The 26,230-nt window shown below is 66.4% G+C and carries 27 protein-coding genes and 1 pseudogene; 14 read left to right on the top strand and 14 right to left on the bottom strand.

The window, feature by feature from the left end:
• The first annotated feature begins 37 nt into the window (after positions 1–37).
• Positions 38–901, top strand: a complete 864-nt coding sequence (locus J3A72_RS03575) for a PD40 domain-containing protein (protein WP_014648791.1) — start codon at positions 38–40, stop codon at positions 899–901.
• A 120-nt stretch (positions 902–1,021) separates the two neighbouring features.
• Here the strand turns inward: J3A72_RS03575 and J3A72_RS03570 are convergent, their stop codons facing one another.
• The 4 genes from J3A72_RS03570 to J3A72_RS03555 form a co-directional block, all read right to left on the bottom strand.
• Positions 1,022–1,291, bottom strand: coding sequence for a hypothetical protein (locus tag J3A72_RS03570; protein WP_032959066.1), 270 nt, complete (start codon positions 1,289–1,291; stop codon positions 1,022–1,024).
• A 32-nt stretch (positions 1,292–1,323) separates the two neighbouring features.
• Positions 1,324–2,313 carry a porphobilinogen synthase gene (hemB, locus tag J3A72_RS03565; RefSeq protein WP_053495949.1) on the bottom strand — a complete coding sequence of 330 codons (990 nt, stop codon included), beginning with the start codon at positions 2,311–2,313 and terminating at the stop codon, positions 1,324–1,326.
• Positions 2,314–2,332: 19 nt separating this feature from the next.
• A complete protein-coding gene (locus J3A72_RS03560; protein ID WP_014038878.1) occupies positions 2,333–3,250 on the bottom strand; it encodes a bestrophin family ion channel in 918 nt (305 codons plus the stop codon).
• Between the two features lie 123 nt (positions 3,251–3,373).
• The gene (locus J3A72_RS03555) at positions 3,374–3,622 is read right to left on the bottom strand and encodes a hypothetical protein (RefSeq protein WP_005420185.1); all 249 of its coding nucleotides are present in this window, start codon (positions 3,620–3,622) and stop codon (positions 3,374–3,376) included.
• A gap of 186 nt (positions 3,623–3,808) precedes the next feature.
• On the opposite strand from J3A72_RS03555, the gene J3A72_RS03550 reads away from it, so the two are divergent.
• Positions 3,809–4,267 carry a hypothetical protein gene (locus J3A72_RS03550; protein WP_005420187.1) on the top strand — a complete coding sequence of 153 codons (459 nt, stop codon included), beginning with the start codon at positions 3,809–3,811 and terminating at the stop codon, positions 4,265–4,267.
• A gap of 105 nt (positions 4,268–4,372) precedes the next feature.
• On the opposite strand, the gene J3A72_RS03545 is transcribed toward J3A72_RS03550, so the two are convergent.
• From J3A72_RS03545 to J3A72_RS03530, 4 genes are all read right to left on the bottom strand, one after another.
• The gene (locus J3A72_RS03545; protein ID WP_075075614.1) at positions 4,373–6,172 is read right to left on the bottom strand and encodes a DUF885 domain-containing protein; all 1,800 of its coding nucleotides are present in this window, start codon (positions 6,170–6,172) and stop codon (positions 4,373–4,375) included.
• Positions 6,173–6,239: 67 nt separating this feature from the next.
• The gene (locus tag J3A72_RS03540) at positions 6,240–6,755 is read right to left on the bottom strand and encodes a cytochrome c oxidase assembly factor Coa1 family protein (RefSeq protein WP_014648795.1); all 516 of its coding nucleotides are present in this window, start codon (positions 6,753–6,755) and stop codon (positions 6,240–6,242) included.
• Between the two features lie 25 nt (positions 6,756–6,780).
• Positions 6,781–9,006 carry a S9 family peptidase gene (locus J3A72_RS03535; RefSeq protein WP_075075613.1) on the bottom strand — a complete coding sequence of 742 codons (2,226 nt, stop codon included), beginning with the start codon at positions 9,004–9,006 and terminating at the stop codon, positions 6,781–6,783.
• Positions 9,007–9,169: 163 nt separating this feature from the next.
• A complete protein-coding gene (locus tag J3A72_RS03530; RefSeq protein ID WP_014648797.1) occupies positions 9,170–9,859 on the bottom strand; it encodes a glutathione binding-like protein in 690 nt (229 codons plus the stop codon).
• A 110-nt stretch (positions 9,860–9,969) separates the two neighbouring features.
• On the opposite strand from J3A72_RS03530, the gene J3A72_RS03525 reads away from it, so the two are divergent.
• Positions 9,970–10,611 carry a TIGR00645 family protein gene (locus J3A72_RS03525; RefSeq protein ID WP_019661669.1) on the top strand — a complete coding sequence of 214 codons (642 nt, stop codon included), beginning with the start codon at positions 9,970–9,972 and terminating at the stop codon, positions 10,609–10,611.
• 201 nt (positions 10,612–10,812) lie between these two features.
• Entirely contained in the window at positions 10,813–11,826 is a 1,014-nt protein-coding gene (locus tag J3A72_RS03520; protein WP_014648799.1) for an energy transducer TonB, read from the top strand.
• Between the two features lie 83 nt (positions 11,827–11,909).
• Here the strand turns inward: J3A72_RS03520 and J3A72_RS03515 are convergent, their stop codons facing one another.
• Positions 11,910–12,164, bottom strand: a complete 255-nt coding sequence (locus tag J3A72_RS03515; protein ID WP_032959056.1) for a hypothetical protein — start codon at positions 12,162–12,164, stop codon at positions 11,910–11,912.
• A gap of 77 nt (positions 12,165–12,241) precedes the next feature.
• Between J3A72_RS03515 and J3A72_RS03510 the strand changes: the two genes are divergently transcribed.
• Together J3A72_RS03510 and J3A72_RS03505 are read left to right on the top strand one after the other, a co-directional pair.
• Positions 12,242–13,039, top strand: a complete 798-nt coding sequence (locus tag J3A72_RS03510) for a helix-turn-helix transcriptional regulator (RefSeq protein WP_075075808.1) — start codon at positions 12,242–12,244, stop codon at positions 13,037–13,039.
• Between the two features lie 99 nt (positions 13,040–13,138).
• Positions 13,139–13,849, top strand: a complete 711-nt coding sequence (locus J3A72_RS03505) for a transposase (RefSeq protein WP_032959053.1) — start codon at positions 13,139–13,141, stop codon at positions 13,847–13,849.
• A 114-nt stretch (positions 13,850–13,963) separates the two neighbouring features.
• On the opposite strand, the gene J3A72_RS03500 is transcribed toward J3A72_RS03505, so the two are convergent.
• The 4 genes from J3A72_RS03500 to J3A72_RS03485 form a co-directional block, all read right to left on the bottom strand.
• Positions 13,964–14,944 carry an IS5 family transposase gene (locus J3A72_RS03500; RefSeq protein ID WP_075076136.1) on the bottom strand — a complete coding sequence of 327 codons (981 nt, stop codon included), beginning with the start codon at positions 14,942–14,944 and terminating at the stop codon, positions 13,964–13,966.
• Between the two features lie 90 nt (positions 14,945–15,034).
• On the bottom strand, positions 15,035–16,219 hold the full coding sequence (locus J3A72_RS03495) for an ABC transporter permease (RefSeq protein WP_049404907.1): 1,185 nt from the start codon (positions 16,217–16,219) through the stop codon (positions 15,035–15,037).
• Complete coding sequence (locus J3A72_RS03490; protein ID WP_046433110.1) at positions 16,216–16,962, bottom strand: ATP-binding cassette domain-containing protein; 747 nt, start codon at positions 16,960–16,962, stop codon at positions 16,216–16,218. Before J3A72_RS03490 ends, J3A72_RS03495 begins: the two co-directional genes overlap by 4 nt.
• Positions 16,959–18,485, bottom strand: coding sequence for an alpha/beta hydrolase (locus J3A72_RS03485; RefSeq protein WP_075075809.1), 1,527 nt, complete (start codon positions 18,483–18,485; stop codon positions 16,959–16,961). Before J3A72_RS03485 ends, J3A72_RS03490 begins: the two co-directional genes overlap by 4 nt.
• 296 nt (positions 18,486–18,781) lie before the next feature.
• On the opposite strand from J3A72_RS03485, the gene J3A72_RS03480 reads away from it, so the two are divergent.
• From J3A72_RS03480 to J3A72_RS03470, 3 genes and pseudogenes are all read left to right on the top strand, one after another.
• Entirely contained in the window at positions 18,782–19,309 is a 528-nt protein-coding gene (locus J3A72_RS03480; protein ID WP_032959047.1) for a DUF1203 domain-containing protein, read from the top strand.
• A 191-nt stretch (positions 19,310–19,500) separates the two neighbouring features.
• Complete coding sequence (locus J3A72_RS03475; protein WP_049404906.1) at positions 19,501–20,670, top strand: lytic polysaccharide monooxygenase; 1,170 nt, start codon at positions 19,501–19,503, stop codon at positions 20,668–20,670.
• Between the two features lie 181 nt (positions 20,671–20,851).
• Positions 20,852–22,021, top strand: a pseudogene (locus tag J3A72_RS03470) (lytic polysaccharide monooxygenase).
• Positions 22,022–22,350: 329 nt separating this feature from the next.
• Here the strand turns inward: J3A72_RS03470 and J3A72_RS03465 are convergent.
• Complete coding sequence (locus J3A72_RS03465; RefSeq protein WP_075075810.1) at positions 22,351–22,620, bottom strand: helix-turn-helix transcriptional regulator; 270 nt, start codon at positions 22,618–22,620, stop codon at positions 22,351–22,353.
• 120 nt (positions 22,621–22,740) lie between these two features.
• Here J3A72_RS03465 and J3A72_RS03460 point away from each other — a divergent pair, with 120 nt between their 5' ends.
• From J3A72_RS03460 to J3A72_RS03435, 5 genes are all read left to right on the top strand, one after another.
• Positions 22,741–23,517 (top strand): hypothetical protein, encoded by a 777-nt coding sequence (locus J3A72_RS03460; protein WP_125899104.1) that lies wholly within the window; start codon positions 22,741–22,743, stop codon positions 23,515–23,517.
• Positions 23,518–23,585: 68 nt separating this feature from the next.
• Complete coding sequence (locus tag J3A72_RS03455) at positions 23,586–24,041, top strand: NIF family HAD-type phosphatase (protein ID WP_032961321.1); 456 nt, start codon at positions 23,586–23,588, stop codon at positions 24,039–24,041.
• Positions 24,042–24,060: 19 nt separating this feature from the next.
• A complete protein-coding gene (locus tag J3A72_RS03450; protein WP_162838411.1) occupies positions 24,061–24,675 on the top strand; it encodes a cyclin-dependent kinase inhibitor 3 family protein in 615 nt (204 codons plus the stop codon).
• A gap of 508 nt (positions 24,676–25,183) precedes the next feature.
• Positions 25,184–25,612: a periplasmic heavy metal sensor gene (locus J3A72_RS03440; protein WP_087786541.1), complete on the top strand. Its 429-nt coding sequence runs from the start codon at positions 25,184–25,186 to the stop codon at positions 25,610–25,612.
• A 14-nt stretch (positions 25,613–25,626) separates the two neighbouring features.
• On the top strand, positions 25,627–26,190 hold the full coding sequence (locus tag J3A72_RS03435) for a sigma-70 family RNA polymerase sigma factor (protein ID WP_049400889.1): 564 nt from the start codon (positions 25,627–25,629) through the stop codon (positions 26,188–26,190).
• Positions 26,191–26,230: the final 40 nt, after the last annotated feature.

Genomic DNA, 26,230 nt, shown 5'->3' with positions numbered 1-26,230 from the left:
GCTGGCTAGACTGATGCTCTTTCGTGCACGGAACCGGATGATGCGCATCACCCCGCCCCTGCTGGTGCTCGCCGCCAGTCTACTCTCTGCCCCCGTGGCGATGGCGTTGAACGAGTACGGCATCGAAGGCATGGGCGTGGTCTCGACCCGCGCCGACGAAGGCCGCGCCACGATCAGCGCCGATGGCCAGCGCATCGTCTTCGCCCGCCGCGGCGAGGCCGGCTGGGGCCTGTGGGAGGCGCGCGTGGTGGACGGTCGCTGGCAGCAGGCACAGGTACTGCCGGTAGGCGTGGCCGGTGAAGCCCGCGATCCCTACTTCAGCCGTGACGGCCGCTGGCTGCTGTTCGCGGCCGGCCGCGAGGGCGCGCTGGCGCTGTACCGCGCCGCGTTGGCCGCCGACGGCCGGCTGGGCCCGGCGCAGCCGCTGGCCGGTGACGGCGGGCGCCGGGAAGAGCGCGGGCCGGCCCTGAGCGCGGACGGCAAGCAGCTGTTGTTTGCCCGCCAGCAGGGCCGTGGCGCCGGCTGGGACCTGTTCGTGGCGACGCTGGATGCGCAGGGCCTGCGCGGCCCGGCCAGCGCACTGAGCGCGTTGAACAGCGCCGACGACGAGACCGACGGCGACTGGCTGGGCCAGGACGGCGCCGTGGTGTTCAGCCGCGGCAATGGCAGTACCGCGCAGGTCTGGAGCAGCGGCTGTGCGTGGAGCGGTGTAGCGCTGCAGCCGCTGGGGCTGTCGTTCAACCAGGCCGGCGGCTGGACCGGTGCGCCGGTGGTCGACAACGCCAAGCCGGGCGAGATGATGGTGGCCAGCAGTGCAGCGAAGGCGCCGCGTGCCGGTGGCGTGGACGTGTACCGGTTGGCGGTGCCGAAGGTGGCGGCGGTGGCCGGGTGCGCGCGGTAGATCCACGCCATGCGTGGATGGCCGTTTGGTAGATGCCAACCTTGGTTGGCATACGTGAAAGCGCCAACCAAGGTTGGCGACTACCAGTAGATCCACGCCATGCGTGGATGAAACGCCCCGTCAGCGCGACAACACCTTGGCGCGCAACTGCTCGTACTCCATCTCGCTCAGCTGGCCGTTGTCCTTGCGCTGGTTCAACGCGGCCAGCTCGGCCTGCACGGTCTCCGGCAGCGCCTGCTCACGGGCCACGTGGCGGGCAGCGGAGAGCTGTTCCGGCGGGCGCTTGCCGGCCCGCCAGGCGGCGATGAAGACAGCGACGATGATGGCGCCGAACACCAGCGTACCGGTGCCCCAGATCAGCCATTGCATCCATCCCAGTTCGGGTCCCATCGCGCAGTCCTCCGTCTATCGTGGCGCTATTGTCAGCGCTCGCGCAGCCATCGCGCCACCTGCGGCGCGAAATAGGTCAGCACGCCATCGGCACCGGCCCGCTTGAAGCCCAGCAGCGACTCCAGCACGCAGGCGCGCTCGTCCAGCCAGCCGTTGGCGAAGGCGGCCTTCATCATCGCGTACTCGCCACTGACCTGATAGGCGAAGGTCGGCACGCCGAATTTTTCCTTCACCCGGCGCACCAGGTCCAGGTACGGCATGCCCGGCTTGACCATCACCATGTCGGCGCCCTCTTCCAGGTCCAGCGCGATCTCGCGCAGGGCCTCGTCGCCGTTGGCCGGGTCCATCTGGTAGGTCTTCTTGTCGGCCTTGCCAAGGCTGGCCGCGCTGCCCACCGCATCACGGAACGGGCCGTAGAACGCCGAGGCGTACTTGGCCGAGTAGGCCATGATGCGCACGTTGATGTGGTTGTCGGCATCCAGCGCACGGCGGATCGCGCCGATGCGGCCGTCCATCATGTCCGACGGCGAGACGATGTCCACACCGGCCTCGGCGTGCGACAGCGATTGCTTGACCAGCGCTTCGACAGTGATGTCGTTGAGCACGTATCCCTTGTCGTCGATGATGCCGTCCTGGCCGTGGGTGGTGTACGGGTCCAGCGCCACGTCGGTCATCACTCCCAGTTCCGGGAAGCGCGACTTCAGCGCGCGGATCGCACGCTGCGCCAGGCCGTCCTCGGCCCACGCCGCCGACGCGTCCAGCGACTTCAGCGACGGGTCGATCACCGGGAACAGGTCGATCACTGGAATGCCCAGTTCCAGCGCTTCTTCGGCCACCTTCAGCAGCTCTTCGATCGACAGCCGCTCCACGCCCGGCATCGACGGCACTGCGGTGCGGCCCGCCCGTTCGTGCACGAACACCGGGTAGATCAGGTCGTCGGTGGTCAGCGTGTTCTCGCGCATCAGGCGGCGCGAGAACTCGTCGTGGCGCATGCGGCGCGGGCGGTAAAGCGGGTGGGACATGGCAGGCTCCGAGGAGTGGCTATTGCAACAGGTAGCCCTGCGGCAGCAGGGGTTCGGGCAACGGGCGTTCGCCGAGCGCGTCGAGCTGGTCGATCTCGATCGTGCGCACCAGCGCGTCCAGCGGCAGGTCGTTCGGCTCCAAGCCGAACGGGTCTTCCATTTCTTCGCCCAGCTGGTCCAGGCCGAAGAAGGCGTAGGCCAGCACCGCCGACAGTACCGGCGTGCCCCAGCCCAGCGAGCTGGCCAGGCCGAACGGCAGCAGCACGCAGAACATCCATGCGCAGCGATGCAGCAGCAGGGTGTAGGCGAACGGCAGCGGCGTGGTGAGGATGCGCTCGCAGCCGGCCTGGATCGACGACATCGCGTGCAGGCGCTCTTCCAGCTGGGTGTAGAGGATCGGGTCGAGTTCGCCGGCGCGCAGGGCCTGGGCCAGCTCGGCAGCGATCATCGACAGCAATGCGTCGGGCACGTTCTCGCGCTGGCCCAGCTGCTCGCGCTGCGGCTTGTCCAGCCACGGCAACGCCGCCAGGGCCACGATGCGCCCGCGCAGGCGCGCGGCCAGCGCATGGGCAAAAGCCGTAGTGAGGTAGGCGATGCGGCGGCGGCGACCGGCGTCATCGGCCAGCAGCAGGTTCACCTGGCGGGCCAGCGAACGCGATTCGTAGACCAGCTGCCCCCACAGCTTGCGGCCTTCCCACCAGCGGTCGTAGCAGGCGCTGTTGCGGAAACTGAGGAAGATCGACAGGACCAGGCCGAGCAGGGTGAACGGCGTGACGGAAACGCGCTCGATGCCGGTCGGCGGCGCCAGTTCCACCACCGCGGCCACCGCGATGGACAGGATCAGGATGGCCAGCACCTTCGGCGCGATCGCTTTTACGATCGAGCCGCGCAGGATGTACAGCAGTTGCCAGCCGTGGGGACGGGGTCGGATGATCATGGGGCAGCCGCGCCGGGCGCGGATTCACAGGCACGCGGGGGGCTCGCGCAGCCGTTCATTGTACGCCGCTGCCCGGCCCGCGGCCGTGTACCTGCGACGCCCTGTCGCACCCGGCGATGCGGCTCAGATCACGCCGCCACCCAGGCCCAGGCGCAGGATGCCGACCACCACCACGATGCCGTTCAGCACCAGCCCGGCCCAGGCCCGGCCGCGCTTGGTCGGGTGGGTGAACAGGATGCCCAGCGCGGCGATCACCGCGCCTACGGCGGCGAACGGGATCAGGAACCAGTTGCCCCAGCCCAGCAGCGGAATCAGCGCCAGGATCATCCACAACAGCGCCAGTACGCCCCACAACAGACTGATCACGCCCATTCCACTCTCCCGCAGTTGGTTCCTGTCTGTGCACCATAGTCGTTCCCGCCGTCGCCGCCTACTGCCGTTGGCGGGGCTGTCACCGGCGCCGTGCTAGCGTGCCGCCGTGCCTGCCCTGGGCCGGGTGTTGGCGCCGATTCAGAGTGGCCCGCCGATGATCGCAACCAGTCCTACAGGGGTCGTGCCATGAACATCCGTTGGGCCGCGTTGGCGGCCATCCTGCTGGTCGCCGCTGGCTGTGCCAGCACCTCCAAGGTCATGCTGGGGCGCGCCCGCGCGCCGATCGATCCGGCACTGGTGCAGATCTATTCGACGCCGCCGGCCGGCTCCCAGGAAATCGCCCAGCTGGAATCGGCGTCTGCCGTGGGCTTCGGCACGCAGGGCCAGACCGATGCAGCGGTGGCGCGCCTGAAGCGCGAGGCCGCAGCGCTGGGCGCCAACGGCGTGGTGCTGATGGGCGTGGGCAGCAGCGGCTCACCGGTGGGCATGTCGGTGGGTGCCGGCACGTTCGGCTCGCATGTCGGCGGTGGCGTCGGCATCGGTATTCCGACCACGCAGAAGCGCGCCGCCGGCGTGGCGATCTGGGTGCCGAACCCGGAACCCCCGGCACGACTGCCGACGCAGGTGATCACCCCACAGCGGTGACGCGGCAGCGTCACCGCAGGTAGTGCCGGCCGCTGGCCGGCAACCTCAGGAATCCTCTTGATGCCAGGGGAATGCCGGCCAGCGGCCGGCACTACCGGGGGGTGTTCAGCGCTTGTACTTCGGCACGAACACCTTGTTCACCGCGTCGGCCAGCTGGTCCGGCGGCAGCAGGCCCTGGTCGAGCAGGAAGTTGTTGAACGCCAGGCGGTCGAACTTCGCACCCAGTGCCAGCTCAGTCTGCATGCGCAGTTCCAGGATACGGGTGTAGCCGTAGAAGTAGCTGCCGGCCTGGCCCGGCATGCGCACCATGTAGCGGTCCAGTTCCTGGGTGGCCATCGCCTTGGACAGGCCGACCTGCTCCATCAGCACGCGCTCGCCGTTGGCGCGGTCGGTCAGGCCGAGGTTGAGCATCGGGTCGAGCATCGCGCGTGCGGCGCGCAGCAGGCGGAACTGCAGGGCGATCATCTGCCCGTCCAGTGGCTCGTACGGCACCATCTCGGCCTCGGCATACAGCGCCCAGCCTTCCACGTTCACCGAATTGAACGCGAACATGGTGCGTGCCAGCGACACGCCGCGCTCGACCATCGCGGTGAACTGCAGCTCGTGGCCGGGGCGGCCTTCATGCGCACTCAGCGTCCACGCCGCCGCACCGAAGTTGAAGTCGTCGTACTGTGCGCCCGGGCCCGCGGCCGGGTTGCCCAGCGGCAGCACGAAGGTGCCCTGCTGCCCGGTGTTGTTGACCAGCGGCGCGGGCAGGAAATGCGGGGCCGGGCTGGCCGCGCTCTCGGCGGCCGAACCCAGGCGCATCTGCATGGCGCGCTTGGGCACGTCGACGATGGCATGCTCGCGGATCAGCGGATCGATCACATCGATCACCTTGCGGTAGTGGCCTTCCAGATGGTCGTCGGCGATCTTGTCGGCCTTCAGCGCGCGGATCACCGCCACCGGGTCGCTCGGGTCGGCCACCTTCAGGCCCTTGTCCTTCACCACCAGCGGCGCCAGCTGCTGCATCGCCGAGCGGGTTTCCATGAACTCCAGCTGCGCACGCTGCATCAGCAGCTTCGGGTCGATGTCGATGCCGACCTGCTTGAGCTGGTAGGCGTACAGCGGCGCCGGCAGCCGTGCGTCGGTGCGCGCCTTCGGCAGCACGGTCGAGCGCGTCCAGCTGGCGTAGTCCTTCATCTGCCCGGCCAGGGCCTTCATCGCTTCATCGGCGCCGGCGATCTGGTACTTCTTCAGCAGCGACTCGATGCCGCTGATGTAGGTCTCGACGTTGTCCAGCGACTGCTGCACTTCGATCTTCGTCGGCTGCAGCAGGCTGCTGTCCTTCAAGCGCTCTTCGTAGCGCTGGCGGGCCAGCGTGGTGAACGCGGTGCCGCCCGGCTGCAGGCCGGCGTAAGCCTTGAGGCGGTCGATCGCCTTGGCCCGGCGCTCGGCCGGCACCTGGTCGGACAGCAGCAGGTTGAGGCCGCTGAACACCGTCTGCGGCGCATCACTCCACGGCAACAGGTACTTCTCGTTGAGCTCACTGCCTTCGATGTTCTGGTTGGCGGCGTGGATCATGATCTCCAGGTCCTGGCGGACGTTGGGATCCTGCTCGGTGGCCAGCTTCGCCTTCAGTTCGTCGCGGGCCTTGGCCATCGCGGCGCGGTAGCGCTTGCCGTTGTCCGCGCCGAGGTCGGCCACCTTGTCGTCGTAGCCGGGCACGCCGAAGAAGCCGGTTTCTTCCGGCTGGAACGGGCCCTGCGCATCGAGCAGGATCTGCGCCAGTGCGTTGCTGCGGGCGACCCAGGCCGGGCTGGCCGGTGTGGCGGCCTTGGCGGCGGGTGCCGCCAGCGCCGGCGGTGCGGACAGCAGCGGGGCGGCGGTCAGGGCCAGGGCAACGGCCAACGCGATCGGCTTCATGGTGCACTCCAGGACAGGGTTGCCCGCACCCTACGCGCTCAGCGCGGTGGCGACAATCGGCCGGAGGTCACAACGCTGCGGTCAGCGGGCATTCGCCGCGTTCGCGGCAGGCCTGCAGTTCGCATTCCTGCGCGGCCTCATCGTCATCCAGCGCAGTCAGGTCGAAGGTCTGCTTGTTCTCGCCCAGCACGTACATCACCGGGTAGTCCCACACGTCGTCACTGCGGGTGCCCTTCACGAACAACCGGCCGTGTGCGCGGGGGCCTTCCAGGGCCACGGTCAGGCCGACATCGCGCTGGCCGTTGAGCGCGGTCTGCATGCTGCCCAGCGGCATCGATTCGGTACGCAGCGGCTCGCCGAAGGCTTCCACCAGTTCGATGCTGCAGCCGGCGCGACGCATCGCCTCGCGCATCGGTGGGCTCTCGCGTGCCGCCTCACTCCAGCGCAGCACGCTCCAGGCCACCGTGCCACCGGCCCCGGCAAGCACCAGCAGCACGGCCACGGGCATCGCCCAGCGCCAGTGGCGGGACCACCAGCCGGCGGGCTTCGGGCCGTGGGTGGGAATCGGCGGCGGCAGTGTCATCGGCGGGCTCCTTCCCGTCTGTATTTCAAGGCTTCAGGCAGCGCCCCAGGAAGGCTTCGGCCACACGGTAGCGATGCAGGGCATCGGCGCCGGACAGGCCATGCTTGGCACCCGGGTAGGTCATCAGCTCGAACGGCTGGCCGCGCTTCTGCAGCGCGCTCATCAAGCTGGTCGAATTGGTGAACAGCACGTTGTCGTCCGCCATGCCGTGGATCAGCAGCAACGGCGAGCGCAGCCCATCGATGTGGGTCAGCACGCGCGCTTCACGGTAACCGGCGTCGTTGCGCGCCGGCAGGTCCATGTAGCGCTCGGTGTAATGGCTGTCGTACAGGCCCCAGTCGGTGACCGGGGCACCGGCCACGCCGCAGGCGTACTGGTTCGACGCCTTGGCCAGCAGCATCAGGGTCATGTAACCGCCGTTGGACCAGCCCTGCACGCCGATGCGCGCCGGGTCCACCCACGGCTGCTGCTTGAGCCAGGCCACGCCGCGCAGCTGGTCGGTCACTTCCACCGTGCCCTGCTTCCCGTACAGCGCACCACCGAAGTCGCGGCCGCGGCGCGGGGTGCCGCGGTTGTCCAGCGAGAACACGACGTAGCCCTGCTGGGCCAGGTACTGGTTGAACAGATGGTCGCCGCGGCCGGGCCAGCTGTCGGTGACAGTCTGGCTGGCCGGGCCACCATAGACATACACCGCCACCGGGTAGCGCCTGGACGGATCGAAGCCGGCCGGCTTGATCAGGCTGTAGTGCAGCGGCGTCTTGCCGTCGGCAGCCATCAACGTGCCGAACTCAACCGGGCGCTGCGCGTCGCGGTAGCGCGCATACGGGTGCTTGGGATCGGCCAGGTTGTTTTCCACCAGTGTGGCGATCTTCTCGCCGTTGGCGCGGAACAGCTCGATCTGCGGCGGCGTGGTGCTGTTGGACCAGCTGTCGACATAGACGCTGGCATTGCGGGCGAACGTGGCGCTGTGCATGCCCGGCGCCTTCGACAGGCGCTGCGGCTCACCGCCCTGCAGCGATACCGCGTAGATCTGGCTTTCGCGCGGGCTTTCGATGCCGGCACGGAAGTAGGCCTTGCCGGCCGTCTCATCCACCGCCAGCAGCTCGTCCACCGGCCAGTTGCCGTGGGTCAGCGCGGTGGTCTTGCCGTTGCTGTCGATGCGGTACAGGTGCTGGAAGCCGGTGCGCTCGGACGACCACAGTACGCTGCCGTCTTCAAGGAAGCGCAGGCTGTTGTGCAGCGGCACCCAGGTCGGGCTGGTTTCGTGGGCGAGTACGCGCTGGCGGTTGGAGTCGAGTGCCACTTCCACCAGGTCCAGCTGCCTCTGGTCGCGCGACTGGCGCTGGAAGCTCAGGTGCTGCGCATCGCGCCAATCGACGCGGGCCAGGTAGATGTCCTGTTCCTTGCCCAGGTCGACCCAGCGCGGCTGTGCCTCGGCGGCCGGTGCGATCACGCCCAGCCGCACGCGCACGTTGGCGTCGCCGGCGGCCGGGTAACGCTGTTCGATCACATCGGTGCGGTCGGCGTAGACCTCGTAGCGCTTCTGCACCGGCACCGGTGCCTCGTCGATACGGGCAAAGGCAATCGCCGAATCATCCGGTGCCCACCAGTAACCGGTGTGGCGGTCCATCTCTTCATCGGCGACGAACTCGGCCACGCCGTTGCCGATGGTGGTGCTGCCGTCGCGGGTCAGCTGCAGCTGCTTTCCACTGGCCAGGTCGATCACCCACAGGTTGCGGCCGCGGATGAAGCTGACGAAGCCGCCCTTGGGCGACAGCTTGGCGTCGGTGGCGAAGCCCTCACCGTGGGTCAGCTGGCGCACGGCCGCCGCCCCCTGCTGCTTCAGGTCGTACAGGTACAGCTCGCCGCCCAACGGGAACAGCAGGCGCTGTGCGTCCGGCGACCACTGGTAATCGACGATGCCGGTCATCGCGGCGATGCGCTGGCGCTCGCGGCGCGCCTTTTCCTCATCGCTGAGGGTCTCGGTGCCGGGCAGCACCACCTTGGAATCAACCAGCAACCGGGTCTGGCTACTGCCGATGTCGTAGGTCCACAGATCCAGCTGGTTGCGATCGCTGTCCTTGCCGCGCAGGAAACTGACCTGCGAACCGTCCGGCGCCACCTTGGGCTTCATCAGGGTCGGGCCGGACAGCGGCAGCGGGCCGGTGATGGCTTCCAGGGTCAGCTTTTCGGCGTGGGCGGCGGTACTGGTGGCGAGCATGAGGGCAAGCGAAGCGAACAGGTGGCGCATGGAGGATCCCGGCAAACGGCAGGTCCGCCCGGCGGCGGGCGCCGGGTGGTCGTTCCCCCATCCTAACCAAGCCCGTGCAGGAAGGCAGCATGACCTTCTGCCCATGCTGCGGTGCTGGGGTCAGGGCCCTTTGCGTTGCAAAGGGATCCGACCCCGCGGCGGGTCAGCGCTGGCCGAACAGGTGCTTGCGCTCTTCGTCGCTGAGCGGCTTGCCGGCGTTCGGGTTCACCTGCTGGCGCAGCGCATAGGCGCGCTGGGTGGCCGGGCGCGCGGCGATGGCCTCGTGCCAGCGCTTGAGGTTCGGGAACGCGGCGAAGTCCACCGGCAGCTTGTCGTAGGCGCCGATCCACGGGTAGCTGGCCATGTCGGCGATGGTGTACTCGTCGCCGGCCAGGAAGGCGTGCTGGGCCAGGCGCTTGTCCATCACCCCGTGCAGGCGGCGCACTTCGTTGTCGTAGCGCTCGATGGCATAGGGAATTTTTTCTGGTGCGTACACGTTGAAGTGGCCCATCTGGCCACTCATCGGGCCCAGGCCGGCCATCTGCCAGAACAGCCATTCCAAGGTGGTCACGCGGCCGCGCGGGTCGCTGGGCAGGAAGCGGCCGGTCTTCTCGGCCAGGTACAGCAGGATCGCACCGGACTCGAACACGCTCTGCGGGGCACCGCCATCGGCCGGGGCGTGGTCGACGATGGCCGGCATCTTGTTGTTGGGCGAGATGGCCAGGAACTCTGGCTTGAACTGGTCACCCGAGCCGATGTTGACCGGGTGGATGCGGTACTCCAGGCCGGCTTCCTCCAACAGCAGGGTCACTTTGTGGCCGTTCGGGGTGGGCCAGTAATACAGGTCGATCATGGCGTCGGCTCGGGGTGCGGAAAGGAACCTGAAGTCTAGTGCGTGAGTTGGGTTGGCACCGTCATGGCGGGCCGGTAACCTCGCGGCTCCCCCGAAACGCACTGTCCTGCATGAGCCACAGTCCTCGTCCCCTGTCCCCGTTGTCCTCGCTGATCTTCGCCTCGCGCTGGCTGCAGCTGCCGCTGTACCTGGGCCTGATCCTTGCCCAGTGCGTCTACGTGTTCCTGTTCGGCAAGGAACTGTGGCACCTGCTGTCCCACTCGGTGTCGATGGGCGAACAGCAGATCATGCTGATCGTGCTGGGCCTGATCGACGTGGTGATGATCTCCAACCTGCTGGTGATGGTGATCGTCGGCGGCTACGAGACCTTCGTCTCGCGCCTGCGCCTGGAAGGCCACCCGGACCAGCCGGAATGGCTGAGCCACGTCAACGCCAGCGTGCTGAAGGTGAAGCTGGCGATGGCGATCATCGGCATCTCCTCGATCCACCTGCTGAAGACCTTCATTGCCACCAGCGCGCTGAAGGGACTGCCACTGTGCAAGCCGGAACAATGGGCGGCAGCAGTGTCTTCGGCTTCGACCAGCTTCTACAACGCTGGCGTCGATACCTGCACGACCATGACCCAGGAAGGCGTGCTGTGGCAGACCATCATCCACTGCGTGTTCATCCTGTCGGCGATCGGCATCGCCTGGACCGACAAGCTGATGTCCAACGGCCACAGCAAGTCGCACGACAAGGCACACGACCACTGAGGTCGCCGCCGGCCACGACATGATCGCCGCGGCCCCACCCGGCCACCACCCCTTGTGCGGGGCGGTGGCCGGGATGCTAGATTGCACCCTCGCCGTTGCCGGCGGTGGCGTCGGGAAACGCCACCCTGCCGCGCCTGGACCACGGGCCCCGGCCATGCATATCAATGATTTACGTCACGTCGTCTTCTAAAGGGGAGCAGGATGTCGCACGTCTCAACGATCACCGCCGCGCGCCGGTGGCTGCCGGTTGCCTTGGCACTGGCGCTGGCCGCCTGCTCGGGCAAGGAAGAATCCGCAGCACCGGCTCCGGCCGCCGCCCCGACCGCCGCTGCACCGGCCGCACCGGTGGTCGCCGCCAAGGTGCAGTCGATGGGCACCGAGCAGCTGCGTGAGTCGGCCAGCCAGGCCCTGCGCGAGAACCGCATGTACGCGCCGGCCGGCGACAACGCCATCGAGTACTACCTCGCCCTGCGCGACAAGACCCCGGACGACGCCTCGGTGAAGAGCGCGCTGACCGACCTGCTGCCGTACACCCTGATCGCCGCCGAGCAGCACCTGGGGCGCGAGGACTACACCGAAGCGCAGCGACTGGTGGCACTGATCGAGAAGGTGGATGCATCCGCGCCGGCCCTGCCGCGCCTGAAGGACGGCCTGGCCAAGGGCGTGCAGAACGCGGCCAAGCGCACCGAGGCCGAAGCCGAGAAGGCCAAGAAGGACGCCGAGGACCGCAGCAAGCAGCAGACCGAACAGCAGCGCCTGGCCGAGCAGCGTGCCAAGGAAGCCGACGCGGCCAAGCAGATCGCTGCGCAGCAGGATGCCGCCCGCCGCGACAACGAGCGCCAGGAAGCCGAGCGCCAGGCCGCCGCGCGCCGCGAAGCCGAGCTGAAGCAGCAGCAGGCCGCCGCCCAGCAGGCCAGTGCCGCACGCCAGGCCGCGGCTCCAGCGGCCGCTGCGGCGCCGAACCTGCGCCCGGTCAGCACCCCGGCGCCGCGCTATCCGTCCGAGGCACTGCGTGCAGGCACCTCCGGCGAAGTGCTGGTGGAAATCACCGTCGGCACCGACGGCTCAGTGACCAACGCCCGCGTATTGCGCGCAACACCGTCGCGCGTCTTCGATCGCGAAGCCATGAACGCGGTCAAGCGCTGGCGCTTCGAGCCGGTCAGCGCACCGGTCACCACCCGCCGTACCCTGGTATTCGCCCCGGGCGGCACCTGACCGCAAAAAGGGGACGGAGGGGATTAAGTCGTTTCCGCCCCCGCAATGAGGACACGGCCCGGCATGTCCGGGCCGTGTTCGTTTCAGGAGAGGCTGTCGATCAGGCGTTGCAGTGCCGGATCGCGCGCGGCCAGCACCTGGAACAGGCCCAGCGCATGCAGGCCCGGCAGCAGCCCACGCAGATCTGCTTCGGCGGTGACGCGGGTGGCGTCATCGCTGGCGGGGTCCTGCCAGTCACGGACGCTGGCGAGGAAGGCGCCGACGCTGCCCTTGCGCACGGTGAGGCCGTTTACCTGCACCTCGTTCTGATGGTCGGGAAGAATGTCCTGCGGCTGCATGGTGATGCTCCTGTGGGATCGGGAGCCCAGTGTGACGCCCAGTCATCGGCAGTTCTGCCGTATAACTGCCATTGGATATGGCAGATCAGACATCACCTGTGCTGATTGACCCCGCTTTGGCGAACGCTGAAGGCGGTCCTCTCGTCATGGCCTCCCAGCTGCGGGTGCCGGGACGGCGCCGCACCGCGCGCCACCAGCACGTGCGCGGCCAGTTGCTGGGTGCCCATCAGGGCCTGTTGCGGATCGAAGCCGGCGACCTGCACTGGCTGCTGCCGGCGGGGCATGTTGCCTGGATACCGCCCTTGCTGCCCCACGCCCTGATAGGGGCAGACGCATTCGATGGCTGGAGCCTGTACGTCCGCGCCGATACCGGCCTGGATCTGCCCCCGCTGCCCCGTATTTTCCAACCCGATGCGCTGTTGCAGGCGGCGGTGACGCGCGCACTGCGCTGGCCCCATCAGGCACTGGACGCTGCGCAGGCACGCCTGGCCGGCGTCATCGCCGATGAGATCCGTGCCAGCACTCCCTTGCCATTTGCCCTGCCACAGCCGCGGGATCGCCGGTTGCGGCGGATCGCGGCGGCGCTGGCGCGTTCGCCGGACGACCTGCGCAGCGTCGAAGCGTGGGCAGCCGCCAGCGGACTGTCCAGCCGCAGCCTCGCCCGCCGTTGGCAGGCCGCCACAGGCATGACCCTGGGCCAGTGGCGGCAGCGCCTGCGCGTGCTGCTGTCACTGCCACGCCTGCTGGCAGGCGAACCGGTGATCAGCGTCGCCCTGTCGATGGGCTACGACACGCCCAGTTCCTTCATCAACGTGTTCAAGCGCGAGATGGGGGTAACGCCCGCGCGGTACGCAAAAGGGGACGGAGGGGATTAAGTCGCTTCTGACTCCTCCGATACGCCTGCGCGGCATTACCTGATGCCGTACGCCACGGTGCCGATGCCAGGCTGAGGCCCCCTTCGACCTGGGAATCCCATGCCCCGACAAGCGCGCCTGATGCTGGCCGGCCAGGCCTATCACGTGATCCAGCGCGGTGTGAACAAGGGTGCGATCTTTGTCGACGACATCGACCGGCAACTGTTCCTGCATCTGCTGCACAGCGCTTTCCTCAAGCACCGCGTCGCACTGCATGCCTACGTACTGATGGACAACCACATCCACCTGCTGGCCACGCCATCCACGCAGCGTGGGCTGGCCGATGCAATGCGCATGCAGGGCAACAACTATGTGCAGGCTTTCAACCAGCGGCACGGCCGCACCGGTCCCCTGTGGCAGGGCCGCTTCCATTCCTCGATGATCGACAGCGACGCTTACCTGCTCAGCGTATACCGCTACATCGAACGCAATCCCGTTCGTGCCGGCATTGCGGTCAGTGCTGAAGATCATCCGTGGTCCAGCGTGCACGGCAACCTTCAACGACGCGATGACCCCATGCTGACCCCGCATCCCGCATTCAGAGCGTTGGCCGCGACCGCTCGCAACAGGACGGCGGTGTATGCGCGATTCCTGCGCGATGTGAATGCGTCCGCCGATCTGCCCGCAATCCGCAGTCATAGCGCCAAACAGCGTCCGTTGGGGGATGCTGCGTTCCTGCGGATGGTAGAGAAGACGCTCGGGCGGCCGGTGGCGATGCGAAGACAAGGCCGCCCGCGCAAGGAGGGGACGGGAGGGGCAGAAACGACTTAAGGAGGGTCTGAACAACGCACTCTGACACTTGGATTTCAGCGTCAGAGCGCCGGACCAGCGTCGATTTGATCAATTTCCCGCCCTTTCAGGCGGTTTCTGGCGGGTTTTCCCGCCTTACAGGCGCACCACCCCCATCGCCGGCAACAGGCGCCGGCGCGCCATCCACAGGTTCGACAGCGCGAACAGCGTCAGCACCTGCGCCGCGTTCTTCGCCAGGCCGCGGTAGCGCACCTTCGTGTAGCCGAACTGGCGCTTGATCACCCGGAACGGATGCTCGACCTTCGCGCGCAGGCTCGCCTTGTACCGCTCCCAGCGCTCGGTGTAACGCCGCTCGCGCGGGTTCTTCATCGCCCGCAACTTCGACGGCTTCTCCGCGATCAGGAAGCCGGCCTCCACATCCTTCAACTCTTCACGCTTGTCGGCACCGGTATAGCCGCTGTCGCCACAGATCGTGTCTTCCCGGCCGTGCAGCAGCCTGTGTACCCGGGTCACGTCGGCCACGTTCGCCGCCGTGCACTCGACGTGGTGCACCAGGCCGGATTCATCATCGACGCCGATGTGCGCCTTCATGCCGAAGTGCCACTGGTTGCCCTTCTTCGTCTGGCACATTTCCGGATCGCGCTTGCCTTCGGCGTTCTTCGTCGAGCTCGGCGCGGCGATGATCGTCGCGTCCACGATCGTGCCCGCGTGCAGGCTCAGGCCCTTGCGCGCCAGATGCGCATTCACCCGCTCGAAGATCCGCCCGGCCAGGCCGTGGGTTTCCAGCAACCGGCGGAAGTGGAGGATCGTGGTCTCGTCGGGAATCGCGTCCACGCCGCCCAACCGCGCGAACCGGCGCATCACCGGCGTGTCGTACAAGGCCTCTTCCATCGCCGGGTCGCTGAGCGCGTACCACTGCTGCAGGAAATGGATGCGCAGCATCGTCGCCAGCGGGTACGGCTGGCGGCCGGGACGGCCCAGCTTCGGGTAGTGCGGCTCGATCAGCGCCAGCAGCGCCTGCCACGGCACCACCTGCTCCATCTCGGCCAGGAAGATCTCCCGCCGCGTGCGCTTGCGCTGGCCCAGGGTCTCGGCATCACCGAACGTCAGCTGCATCGATCGTCACCCCAATCTGGTGCGCTATTGTCGCCTGCAGCAGCGGAGTTGTTCAGACCTTCCTTAATCCCCTCCGTCCCCTTTTTGGGGTCAGCCGGAGATGGCCAGGCGCTCGTTGTGGTAGCGGCGCACGGCGGCGAACCACAGCACGGCGGCCAAGCCGAGGCTGGCACCGAGGTAGATCGCCCAGACCGTCGGGGTGATGGTCTCGTGGCGGATCACCTTCAGCAGCATCTGGTTCTGCGACAGGAACGGCACGGCGTACTGCCACATCTCGCTCTTCAGCGGATAGGCCACCAGTGCGTAGCCGGGCAGCATCGGCAGCAGCATCAGCCAGGTCATGTGGCTCTGTGCTTCCTTCATGCTCTTGGCCGCGGCCGACAGGAAGGTCAGCAGCGAGGTACCGATCAGCAGCATCGGCAGCATCACCAGCAACATCTGCAGCATCGAGCCGACGTTCATGTTGAACTGGCGGCCGATGTTGCCGGGTGCGATCTGCGCGCTCACCTTGAACGCGACCAGGGTCAGCAGCAGCGACACGAAACCGACCACGCAGGCGGCGGCGATCTTGCCGCTGACGATCGCGCTGCGCGAGCCCGGCGTGGCCAGCAGGGGTTCCAGCGACTGCCGCTCGCGCTCGCCGGCGGTGGCGTCCATCACCAGGTAGGCACCCCCGATGAACGAGGTCAGCGTCAGCAGTACCGGCAGCAGCATCGACAGGATCATGCCGCGCTTGGCCTCGGCACTGGCCAGGTCCTGGCGCGCCACGTCCAGCGGGCGTGCCACCTGTGCATCGATGCCGCGTGCCATCAGGCGCAAGGCACCGACCTGGCCGTTGTAGGTGGCCAGCGCCGCCTCCAGGCGTGCACTGGGTACCTCGGCCGCGCGACGCGTGCTGTCCTTGATCACCTCCACCAGCGCCGGCTTGCCCTCGGCCCAGTCCTTGCCGAAGTCCCCGCTGATGCGCAGCGCCACATCGATATCCTGGCTGCGGATGGCCTCGGCCAGGTCCTTCGGCGCCGGTGCGGCATTGAGGCCCTGTGCGGCGAGGAAGCGCACCAGGTTCGGCGCGTTCTCCGCGCCGATCGTCGGGATCTGCAACGGCTCCTCGATCTGGGTGCGCACCCGGCTCTCGGCCAGCTTGCCCATGCCCAGCAGCAGCACCGGGTACAGCAGCGGCCCGAACAGCAGGGTCAGCAGCAGCGTGCGGCGGTCACGCGACAGGTCGCGCAGTTCCTTGCGCATCACCGTCATCAGGGTCGACATCATGCTCATGCGTGCAGGCCCTCTTCGCTGCCGATCAGTTTCACGAACGCGTCCTCAAGATTGGCTTCACCGGCCTGCGCACGCAGATCATCGGCGCTGCCCGCGGCCATCACCGTGCCCTTGGCGATGATCACGATGTGGTCACACAACGCGCCCACCTCCTGCATGATGTGGCTGGACAGGATCACGCAGCGACCCTCTTCGCGCAGGCCCAGCAGGAAGCGGCGCAGCGCGCGCGTGGTCATCACGTCCAGGCCGTTGGTCGGTTCGTCGAGGATGACGTTGCGCGGATCGTGCACCAGCGCGCGGGCAATCGCGGTCTTGGTGCGCTGGCCCTGCGAGAAGCCATCGGTCTGCCGGTCGAGGATGTCGCCCATGTCCAGCGCGTGCGACAGCACCTCGATGCGTTCGCGGATGCGCTCGGCCGACAGGCCATGCAGCTCGCCGAAGTAGGCGATGTTCTCGCGCGCGGTCAGACGCTTGTAGACGCCGCGCGCATCGGGCAGTACGCCCAGGTGGCGACGTACCTCCACCGGATTGCCGGCGGCATCGATGCCATCGACGCTGATGCTGCCCTGGTCAGGGGTCATCAGCGTGTAGAGCATGCGCATGGTGGTGGTCTTGCCGGCACCGTTGGGGCCGAGCAGGCCGGTGATCTGCCCATCGCCGGCGCGGAAGCCGACGTTGGCGACCGCCTGGATGCGGCCCGTGCGGGTATCGAAGGCCTTGTGCAGGTTGTCGGCGACGATCATGGTTCCCATCCGTTGAACGAGGTGAACGCCGGCACGTAGCTCAGCGTGTCCAGGCAGCCGGCATCCAGCGCCTTGGCATCGGTCTTGTCGATGAACTGGCCGAGCAGCCGCGGCATGCAGCCGGCGGTCAACGTGCCATGGCCCTGGCCACGGGCGACCAGCGCACGGCCATTGGGCAGGCCCTTGAGCACCTGTGCGGCGTAGCGCGGGGGGGTCACCGGGTCCAGCTCACCGGACAACAGCAGTGCCGGCACGTCGCTGCGCAGCGGCACGGCATCGGTTGCCGGTGCCGGACGGTGCGGCCACACCGGGCAGGCGGCGAAGAAGGCGCTGGCCACTTCATTGCCGAACAGCCGCTCTGGGTCCTCGGCCGGCGCGTGGTAGCGCGGCGCATCCTCGCTGCAGATCACCGACCACTGCATGCCGCGGTTGATCTGGAAATCCATGCTGCGGTTCGCGCCGCGCGCCAGCGATGCCAACGGGGCATAGCGCCCGTGTGCGGCTTCATCCAGCACCAGTGGCAGCAGCGAGGAATACTGCGGCACGTAGGAGAAGGCGAAGGCCAGGCCGACCACGCTGTCCGGCGTCAGGACATCCTGCCGGGGTGCGTTGGTACCCGGGTCGCGATACTCGACCGAGACCGGTGCACGGCGCAGGGTGTCGACCACGCTGCGCAGCTGCACGCGGGTGTCGGTCGGGAAACGCTTGCTGCACGCGGCATCCTTGCGGCACTGCGCCGACTGCAGGGCGATCGCATCCTCGAAGGTAGTCGCGAAGTCGCCACCGACCACCAGCTCGTTCGGTACCACGCCATCGATGACGATGCTGCGGGTGTGCTGCGGATAGGCCCCGGCATAGCGCTGGGCCACGCGGGTACCGTAGGAGCCGCCAACCAGGTTGAGCTGGTCCACACCGAGCGCCGCACGCACCGCATCCAGATCGGCGATCGCCTCGGTGGTGGTGTAGAAGCGCGCATCGGCACGCCCCTGCAGCGATGCGGCGCAGCGCTGGGCGTAGTCGCGCAGCGATGCCTCGGAAGGCGCGGCATCCTCGTCCATCTGCAGCGGCTTGCCGTCCGCGCCCAGGCAGCTGAGCGGGTTGGAGCCGCCGGTGCCGCGCTGGTCGATCAGGAACACGTCGCGCTGCTTGCGCACCTGGCGCAGTGCGGTATCGACGATGACCGCCACCTCGCTGGCCGCCTGGCCGGGGCCGCCGGCCAGGAAGAACACCGGGTCGGGCTGGCTGGCGCCGCTGCTGCCCGATTCCAGCCAGGCGATGCGCAGGCCGATCCGGCGGCCATCGGGCTGGGCCCGGTTCTCCGGCACCTGCAGGGTGGCGCACTGCGCCTCCACGTTGGCGCTGGCGCCTTCGGTGGACAACGTGCAGGGCTGGAAGTCGATCGTGCCGAAGCGGCGGCTGGGTGCATCGCTGGCGCTTCCGGCGGCGGCCGGCGGCGGTTGGCTGCACCCGGCAAGCATCAGGCTGGCCAGCATCCCGGCCAGCGCGAGGTGGTGTCTTTGCATCGTGCTCGTTTCCCCTGGAGGACGTTCCTGTCGACCACGACGGGCTGCCGCGGAAGATGTGACCCAACTTACACGGGCAACGCGCCGACGGCGATGGGCAATGACGAATCCGCCGCCGACGGCGCGCAGACCTGGCAGTCCCGCGCTCGGCCTTGGCCCGTGCAGGGCGGCATCGGCGGCGGCCAGCAGCACCCCAAGGGCCAGTGTTCCGGCCCGACGGCGATGCGGGGTCTGAAAACGGCGAGCACGGCGACCGGCGCATGCGCACAATCCGCGGAAAACCCAAGGAGACGCCCATGCACGCGTGGTACCTCGGCGGCATCGACCACCGCCCTTTCCTGCACCTGTTCGAGATGAGCGACAGCGCGCTCGCCACGCTCGGCATCCAGCGTCGCTGGGCCGGCGCCAACGGCGGACATCCCTGCCGGATCAGCCTGAGCGATCCCGCGCCTGGCAGCGAGCTGCTCCTGCTGTCCCACGTCCACCTGCCGCTGCATTCGCCGTACCGCGCCGCCGGCCCGATCTTCGTGCAGCGCGGCGTGACCCGTTGCGTCCTGCCGCCGGGCGAGGTGCCCCCGTATGTGCAGCGCCGGATGATCTCGATGCGTGCCTATGACCACGCCGCGCTGATGTGCGGTGCCCAGGTCTGCGCGGGCACCGAGGTGGCCGACCACCTGGATGCACTGTTTGCCGACCCGTCGGTGGCGTTCGTGCAGCTGCACAACGCGGCGCATGGCTGTTTCTCGTGCCAGGCAGATCGCGTGGCTACCGGGACTGCGTCGCGTGATCTCCATGACGTGATCGATGCCACGCCGGTCACGTGACGTCCAGCGCATCCGTTCAGCCCTGCGTGAAGCCTGCGGGAAGGGCTTCACATGCGCAGTCACGGATCGGCACTGCGATGGTTCCGTCGCCTGCAGTGCGACTCGATACTCGCCGTGGTGCCGCCGAAAGTCCGCCGCGCAGCGCAGCTCCTGCGGTCACCGTTCCCTTTCGACGACCACAAGGATGCGCCATGTCATTCCGATCCACACCGCTGTTGCTGGCCACCTCGTTCGCCGCTGCGGGCCTGTGCCTGGCCGGCAGCGCGTTCGCCCACGGCACGATGACCACGCCGGTCAGCCGCGTCTATGCCTGCTTCCAGGGCAATCCCGAGAACCCGACCAACCCGGCCTGTGCCGCGGCCAAGGCCATCGGCGGTTCACAGGCGTTCTACGACTGGAACGGCATCAACCAGGCCAACGCCAACGGCAACCATCAGGCCGTGGTGCCCGACGGGAAGCTGTGCAGCGGCAACAACCCGACCTTCCGCGGCCTGGACGTGAACCGCAGTGACTGGCAGACCACGCCGATCCAGGCCGATGCCAATGGAAAGTTCACTTTCGTGTTCAAGGCGACCGCACCACACGCCACGCGCGACTGGCGCTTCTTCGTCACCCGCGAAGGCTGGCAGCCGGGCAGCCCGCTGCGCTGGGCCGACCTGCAGGAGTTCTGCACGCTGGGCAATACGCCGCTGTCGGCCGACGGCACCTACAAGCTTCAGTGCACGTTGCCGCAGCGCACCGGCCAGCATGTGATCTACAACACCTGGCAGCGCTCGGATTCGACCGAGGCGTTCTATACCTGCATGGACGTGCGCTTCCAGGGAGGCGGAGGGGCCGCACCGGCACCGCAATGGCAGGACGCCGGCCCGGTCACTGCACGCAGTGAGCTGCCGGTTGGCACGACGCTGGCGCTGCGCGTGTTCAACGCCAACGGCAATGACGTCGAACGTGTGGAGGCCACCCTGGCCAGCGGCCAGACCGCACCCGCGCAGTGGCCGTTGGTGCTCGCCCGCAAGGTCAATGCCAGTGCCCAGCACGCGCGCGTGGGCGTGCTTGCCAATGGCGTGATCACGCCGACCGCCTCGGCCACCGACAACCGCGTGTACCTGAAGGACGGCAACCGCTTCCAGCTCGATACCCAGGTGCCCGACCCGGGTACACCGTCACCGGGCGGTGATTTCGACCACGTGTACCCGGCGGGCATCGGCAGCTATGTGCCGGGCCAGACCGTGGTGAAGGGCAGCGACGGCAAGCTGTACGCCTGCCGCCCGTTCCCGGAAGGTGCATGGTGCAACGTCAACGCCGAGGCGTACCGGCCGGGTGTGGGTGCGGCCTGGCGCGATGCGTGGATTGCATACTGAGACCGGGTACAGGGAACGGTGGCAGAGCGCCGTTCCCTGCATAGCGTGAGACGCGCCAGCGCGTGAGTGTGAAGCCGTTCCCATATGCAACCACGCGATGCTTTTTTCAACGTAATCCGATGGATGCGGGCGGGCGGGATGTCGAGACTTCGCGGGGTTTCACCACCCACAGGAGATCTCCATGCATCTGTCACACCGGACCGTCATCGCGCTGTCTGTGATCGCAGGCATTGCCACCTCTGGCAGCGCGTTCGCCCACGGCACCCTGTCCAAACCCGCCAGCCGTGTCTATGCCTGTTACCAGGGCAATCCCGAAAATCCGACCAACCCCGCCTGCGCTGCCGCCAAGGCCATCGGTGGTGCGCAACCGTTCTATGACTGGGCCGGGATCAACCAGGCCGAGGCCCATGGCAACCACCAGGCCGTCGTGCCCGATGGCGAGTTGTGCAGCGGCGGCAACAGCAAGTACCGCGGCCTGGATCTGAACCGCAGTGACTGGCAGACCTCGCCGATCCGAGCCGACGCCCGTGGCCGCTACACGTTCGAGTTCAAGGCGCCGGCCCCGCATGCCACCCGCGAGTGGAAGTTCTATGTCACCCGCGATGGCTGGCAACCAGGCAGCCCGCTGCGCTGGGCCGACCTGCAGGAATTCTGCACGCTGGGCAACGTGCCGGTCTCCGGTGACGTCTACAAGCTGGACTGCCCGCTACCCAAGCGCAGCGGCCAGCACATCATCTACAACACCTGGCAGCGCTCGGATTCGGGCGAGGCGTTCTATACCTGCGCAGACGTGCGCTTCGAGGGGGGCGGTGGTGTGACCCCGCCGCCGCAGTGGCAGGACGCGGGTCCGGTCACTGCCCGTGGTGCGCTGGACGTGGGCACCGTCCTGACCCTGCGGGTCTTCAACGCCCAGGGCAACGATCTGGAAAGCCCGCAGATCACCCTTGCCGCCGGCCAGACCGCTGCGAACCAGTGGCCGCTGGCACTGGCCCACAAGGTCAATGGCACTGCGCAGCAGGCGCGCGTGGGGGTGATGAAGAACGGCGTGATCACGCCCGTCGCCTCGGCTACCGGGAACCGCGTCTATCTGAAGCCAGGCCACCTGTTCCAGCTCGATACCCGCGTGCCGGATCCGGTCGATCCGATCGATCCGCCGCCGGCTGACGACTACGACTTCGTATACCCCGCGGGTATCGGCAGCTACACGCCGGGCCAGACCGTGGTGAAGGGCACCAACGGCAAGCTGTATGCCTGCCGCCCGTTCCCGGAAGGCGCCTGATGCAACATCAATGCAGAGGCCTACCGCCCGGGTACCGGCTCTGCCTGGCGTGATGCCTGGATCGAGTACTGAAGGCAGGGCACCGGGGGCGGCGTGGGGTCGCCTCCGGTTTCCAGGGTTGCCGGCCAGCGGCCGGCACTACCGGGGTTCATGCGGTTGCCGGCCAGCGGCCGGCACTACCGGGGTTCGTGCGGTTGCCGGCCAGCGGCCGGCACTACCGGGGTTCGTGCCGTTGCCGGCCAGCGGCCGGCACTACCAGGTTCGTGGGGTTGCCGGCCAGCGGCCGGCACCAGCCGGACCTATTTGCTGCTGACGTACTAAATAACAACGGAAAACTTATTTAAAGCATATAAATCAATTACTTATGCTTGAAATAAGACTTTCGACTTATGTGAGCCTTGTCAATTGATCCTCGAGACTCGCACTGCCTTTAGAGCCTTGCAGATCAGATCAGACACCTCAGCTGGAGAGACACCCAGCGCAGATGCCATTTGGCAGAATTCGAGAACGTCTAGACGACGTGATCCAGACTCTATTGAAGAAATGCGCTGTTGGGGCCACCCCAGATGGGCAGCAAGCTGAGTCTGACTGATGCCCAAGATCTCCCGATGCTCCCGAAGCTTTCCGACCAAACGGAGGTACGGGTTCTGATAGATCGTCTTCGTAGCCATCCGGTCCGCCTCAAGGAGCGGATGGAAATCTATGACCGGGGCACGGCATACATGAAAATCATGTAGACGACATCGTGCCGCCTTGGTAGCATCCGGACTGGTTAATTTGCCGGGGATCGAGTGATCTATGGCCGTAGCCAACAGACCCTCCTTCCTTCGTGGCCCGAGCTCGACTCACTTGTCGTATCGCTTGGTCCTTTCTACACCTGCGCCTGGTGTGCGCTTGAACGCTCCACTTCCGTTAGCGCGCCCGTTTCCTCAGACCCTGCTGTCGCCCAGCAACTCCTGCAATTCCTAAAAAGCGCAGGTGTTGTGACCGGTTCCAGTTCAGGCAACGGAGCCGTTAAGCGCTCTCTCTACGAACCGGTCAGTTGGTCCTACGTCGATGACCTGATTCTTCCTGATGACCTTGATGCAGCGCTCAAGGGGATGCTTGATGCTTGGCGCCCGACGCTTGATAAACACGCAAGACTTTGGATCTGGCGCCAGCTAGCGGATCGAGAGGCAAGCGCCTATCTCACATCATTGCTGCGCCGTCACCGTATCGGAGTGCACCGCGTAGATGAAATCCTGAGAAGTCAGGATGAGGAGTGGACTCGTCTGAGCCTGGGGCGGAAACGATACGTGCTCTGGTCATCTGTAAGGGGAGCAGCGAGCCAGTTCCTTAGTAGCGGTGGCAACGAGGACGCCGCACTAGAAGTGCTTTCCCGAGAGATGCGAAGGAGGACGCGCTGGCTGGTAGTAAAGGCGGCCGCGGGTGAACTTCGAAGAACCGACTATTGCTTCCTTCCTGACACAGGTTGGCGACGACCACTGATGATCGATGTAGCGCTGGAAAGCATACTGAAGATAGGCGATGACTACTGGCTTGCAGCTCCATCCTTGGGCGAAATCTAGTCAAAACAGAGGCCCTCGATTACCCACTTCCCTGGCTCAGCTGAACCAAGAATCACGAGACTTGATAGATGCGTCCAATCATTCTTGCACTGGACCTTGAGGGAACACTTATCTCCAATGCCGTCAGTCAAATACCCCGACCCGGCCTGATGGAGTTCCTAAACTATGCCAGCAGCACCTTCAATCGGATCGTCATGTTCACCTCTGTACCCCAAAAGGTTGTTGCAGAGATTACATCCCTCTTGGTGCTGGAGGGACGCGCTCCCGAATGGTCTCAACATCTCCCATACATCGAATGGGACGGTCCGACGAAGGACCTTCGATTCGTTTCGGCAGAACTTGGCGAGGCACTGTTGCTGGATGATCACGGGGCCTACGTGCATCCCGGCCAACACTTCCTCTGGATTGAAGCCCCTCTCTTCGCTGCACCATATTCTGATGGAGACGAGGGGCTGCAGCTGGTGATCCAGCGTCTTGAGGAGCGCCTCAATCCAGGCAGCACAAAGCCCAAGGCGCGGCCTTAGTGGATGGAGTGTGCCGTGGATGCAATCTTCGGACGCCGCAGTGAGACACCGCCAGCCCCCAATACTCGAGGATTCTGTGCACAGAACTAGCTTGTCTCATCCGTTGCAGATTGCGGGACTTTCCGTCGGTGCCAACGGAGGAACCATAGGCGTTACCTTTGCCCCCGGTAAGCATCAGAAAGTTGCAATGACGGGCTCGTGGTGTAGAGATCTCGAGCTCGATCTAGCGTCCGTCTCAGCTTGGGGATGTCGCCATCTGCTTTCCTTGATTGAACCGTGGGAGTTCGACGATCTCGGGATAGGGTCGCTACCCGAACGCGCGCGCGCTCATGGCCTGCACTGGCATGGTCTTCCGATTCGTGATGGAGAAGCGCCGGATCCTCAGTTCTTGGACGAGTGGACACGACTAGGCCCCGTCCTCACTGACGATTTGCTCCGCGGTGACAAAGTAGTCGTTCATTGCAAAGGAGGGCTTGGCAGAGCGGGCACCGTGGCTTCGATGCTACTGCTCGAGAGCAGATCATGCCTAAGCGCTGAAGAAGCTATGGCCAGAGTTCGGAGTGCTCGTCCCGGAGCCGTGGAAACGGCGGAGCAAGAGCGCTTCCTTCTTCACTGGGCTTCTCGGATGCTCTAGAACCGTGTGCGCTGAAGCATCCGTTCTGAACTCTTGACACGGCACTAATCACGTCCAGACCTGTGAACCTCCCAGTGCCGGATCAGCTTCGCCCCGGTGCTCATCGGTGAATCTGAGAACCCGCGGGGAGGTCAGCAATCAGAGGTTTGAGGGGATCTCCCCACGGCAGGCGTATAAGTAGGGAAGGATGAGGAGATCTCCACATGAATGATCTAGACGATTGGCTGTCCAGAGCCTCGGCAGCTACAAGGCCAGACGGCCATGATCGGGCCACCGATAGCCTGGTCCGACGCCTGTCCCAGGAAGCTTCCCCTTCGCAATGGGCCGGTAAGCGAGAGTTCCGCCGGGCACTCGCATGCGCGGCGCTCGCGGCGGTGCTTACCTGCGGAGGAGTAGGCTCCGCCTTCTTTGTCACCCAGGCACCCTCGCGCCCGACATGGGTCGCGGCCCCAGCTTCCATGTCCCCATACGCTCTACTGGTGGAACGCTGATGGCAATCGGACCCCTCATGAGGCTGCCGCTGGCAACAATCGCTGGCGCCATCATTGGCGTAGTGTGCGCGCTGGCTATCGGCTGGATCTGGCACTCGCTCAATCCTGGGCACAGCGATCTCCATGAACGCCTTCACGCCGTGGTGCCTCTGGACGACTCGGAGAAGCAGATCCTCCAGGCCAAGGAACAGCTGTTCGCAACAAGGCGAGGTGAGATCGAAGCGCGCCTGCGGATTGCCAACCGCCAGCTGGCGGACGCCATCGCGGCTGACCCCAAATGGAACCCCCAGGTGGAACGTGCAAGTCGTGAGGTGGAGCGGGCTGCGGGCGATCTCCAGCGCATCACGCTCGAGCATGTGTTCGAGATGCGCGAGGGCTTGAAACCCGAGCACCGGCCGGCCTACGACAAGGCACTCCTTGAAGCACTTCGCACCGACTCTCCCTGAGCCCCACAAACGTTGTGACCATCGAGGACGACAACAACTGGGCAGTTGAAGCTGCGGCGGGTGATGCTGAGGCCTTCGCTCGCCTGGTCCGCCGTCACTCGCCAGCAATCAAGCAGATGGTTCGAGGCATGGGTCTGCCCGAAACCGACGTCGATGATGTCGTGCAGGAGACATTCGTTGCCGCTTGGCGAGGCCTGTCAGAGTACGATCCGACGCGCTCGGTACTTCCTTGGCTGATGCGTATTGGAATCAACAAGGTTCGTGATACGCAACGGTTTCGACGCGTCCGCCACTTCCTGTTTCGGGCCAAGCCTTTGGATGATGAGGAAGGACGCGCCCTGCATTCCGAGCAGGCCGGGCCAGAGCAGGTTGCCGGTTCTCAGCTTGAGCTCGCAGAAGTAAGAAGGGTTCTCAACACGATCGACCCGAGCCTGCGTGAAGCTCTGGTTCTGACTGCCTTCGTCGGCCTTTCCCAGGTTGAAGCAGCTTCCGCCCTGGGTATCAGTCTCAAAACGATAGAGGGTCGCGTCCTGAGAGCGCGGGCCAAACTGACAGATGCACTGAGCCGCGGGAAATAAATTTTCGCCGGATTCGAGGGGAAGGCCGCGCAGGCCGCGT

This window comes from Stenotrophomonas sp. PvP093, from assembly GCF_017876915.1.
Classification (GTDB): domain Bacteria; phylum Pseudomonadota; class Gammaproteobacteria; order Xanthomonadales; family Xanthomonadaceae; genus Stenotrophomonas; species Stenotrophomonas muris.
The sequence above is the reverse complement of the archived record's forward strand: the minus strand, read 5'-3'. Positions and strand labels throughout refer to the sequence as shown.

Excerpts from the sequence above, each read along its gene's own strand:
- J3A72_RS03520 (WP_014648799.1), top strand. The coding sequence starts at position 10,813 with ATGTCGCACGTCTCAACGATCACCGCCGCGCGCCGGTGGCTGCCGGTT.
- J3A72_RS03485 (WP_075075809.1), bottom strand. The coding sequence starts at position 18,485 with ATGCAAAGACACCACCTCGCGCTGGCCGGGATGCTGGCCAGCCTGATG.
- J3A72_RS03550 (WP_005420187.1), top strand. The coding sequence starts at position 3,809 with ATGAACATCCGTTGGGCCGCGTTGGCGGCCATCCTGCTGGTCGCCGCT.
- J3A72_RS03575 (WP_014648791.1), top strand. The coding sequence starts at position 38 with ATGATGCGCATCACCCCGCCCCTGCTGGTGCTCGCCGCCAGTCTACTC.
- J3A72_RS03540 (WP_014648795.1), bottom strand. The coding sequence starts at position 6,755 with ATGACACTGCCGCCGCCGATTCCCACCCACGGCCCGAAGCCCGCCGGC.
- J3A72_RS03500 (WP_075076136.1), bottom strand. The coding sequence starts at position 14,944 with ATGCAGCTGACGTTCGGTGATGCCGAGACCCTGGGCCAGCGCAAGCGC.
- J3A72_RS03475 (WP_049404906.1), top strand. The coding sequence starts at position 19,501 with ATGTCATTCCGATCCACACCGCTGTTGCTGGCCACCTCGTTCGCCGCT.
- J3A72_RS03510 (WP_075075808.1), top strand. The coding sequence starts at position 12,242 with ATGGCAGATCAGACATCACCTGTGCTGATTGACCCCGCTTTGGCGAAC.
- J3A72_RS03560 (WP_014038878.1), bottom strand. The coding sequence starts at position 3,250 with ATGATCATCCGACCCCGTCCCCACGGCTGGCAACTGCTGTACATCCTG.
- J3A72_RS03505 (WP_032959053.1), top strand. The coding sequence starts at position 13,139 with ATGCCCCGACAAGCGCGCCTGATGCTGGCCGGCCAGGCCTATCACGTG.
- J3A72_RS03570 (WP_032959066.1), bottom strand. The coding sequence starts at position 1,291 with ATGGGACCCGAACTGGGATGGATGCAATGGCTGATCTGGGGCACCGGT.
- J3A72_RS03545 (WP_075075614.1), bottom strand. The coding sequence starts at position 6,172 with ATGAAGCCGATCGCGTTGGCCGTTGCCCTGGCCCTGACCGCCGCCCCG.
- J3A72_RS03490 (WP_046433110.1), bottom strand. The coding sequence starts at position 16,962 with ATGATCGTCGCCGACAACCTGCACAAGGCCTTCGATACCCGCACGGGC.
- J3A72_RS03535 (WP_075075613.1), bottom strand. The coding sequence starts at position 9,006 with ATGCGCCACCTGTTCGCTTCGCTTGCCCTCATGCTCGCCACCAGTACC.
- J3A72_RS03450 (WP_162838411.1), top strand. The coding sequence starts at position 24,061 with ATGCAATCTTCGGACGCCGCAGTGAGACACCGCCAGCCCCCAATACTC.
- J3A72_RS03525 (WP_019661669.1), top strand. The coding sequence starts at position 9,970 with ATGAGCCACAGTCCTCGTCCCCTGTCCCCGTTGTCCTCGCTGATCTTC.
- J3A72_RS03515 (WP_032959056.1), bottom strand. The coding sequence starts at position 12,164 with ATGCAGCCGCAGGACATTCTTCCCGACCATCAGAACGAGGTGCAGGTA.
- J3A72_RS03555 (WP_005420185.1), bottom strand. The coding sequence starts at position 3,622 with ATGGGCGTGATCAGTCTGTTGTGGGGCGTACTGGCGCTGTTGTGGATG.
- J3A72_RS03495 (WP_049404907.1), bottom strand. The coding sequence starts at position 16,219 with ATGAGCATGATGTCGACCCTGATGACGGTGATGCGCAAGGAACTGCGC.
- J3A72_RS03480 (WP_032959047.1), top strand. The coding sequence starts at position 18,782 with ATGCACGCGTGGTACCTCGGCGGCATCGACCACCGCCCTTTCCTGCAC.
- J3A72_RS03530 (WP_014648797.1), bottom strand. The coding sequence starts at position 9,859 with ATGATCGACCTGTATTACTGGCCCACCCCGAACGGCCACAAAGTGACC.
- J3A72_RS03465 (WP_075075810.1), bottom strand. The coding sequence starts at position 22,620 with ATGGCTACGAAGACGATCTATCAGAACCCGTACCTCCGTTTGGTCGGA.
- J3A72_RS03440 (WP_087786541.1), top strand. The coding sequence starts at position 25,184 with ATGAGGCTGCCGCTGGCAACAATCGCTGGCGCCATCATTGGCGTAGTG.
- J3A72_RS03455 (WP_032961321.1), top strand. The coding sequence starts at position 23,586 with ATGCGTCCAATCATTCTTGCACTGGACCTTGAGGGAACACTTATCTCC.
- hemB (WP_053495949.1), bottom strand. The coding sequence starts at position 2,313 with ATGTCCCACCCGCTTTACCGCCCGCGCCGCATGCGCCACGACGAGTTC.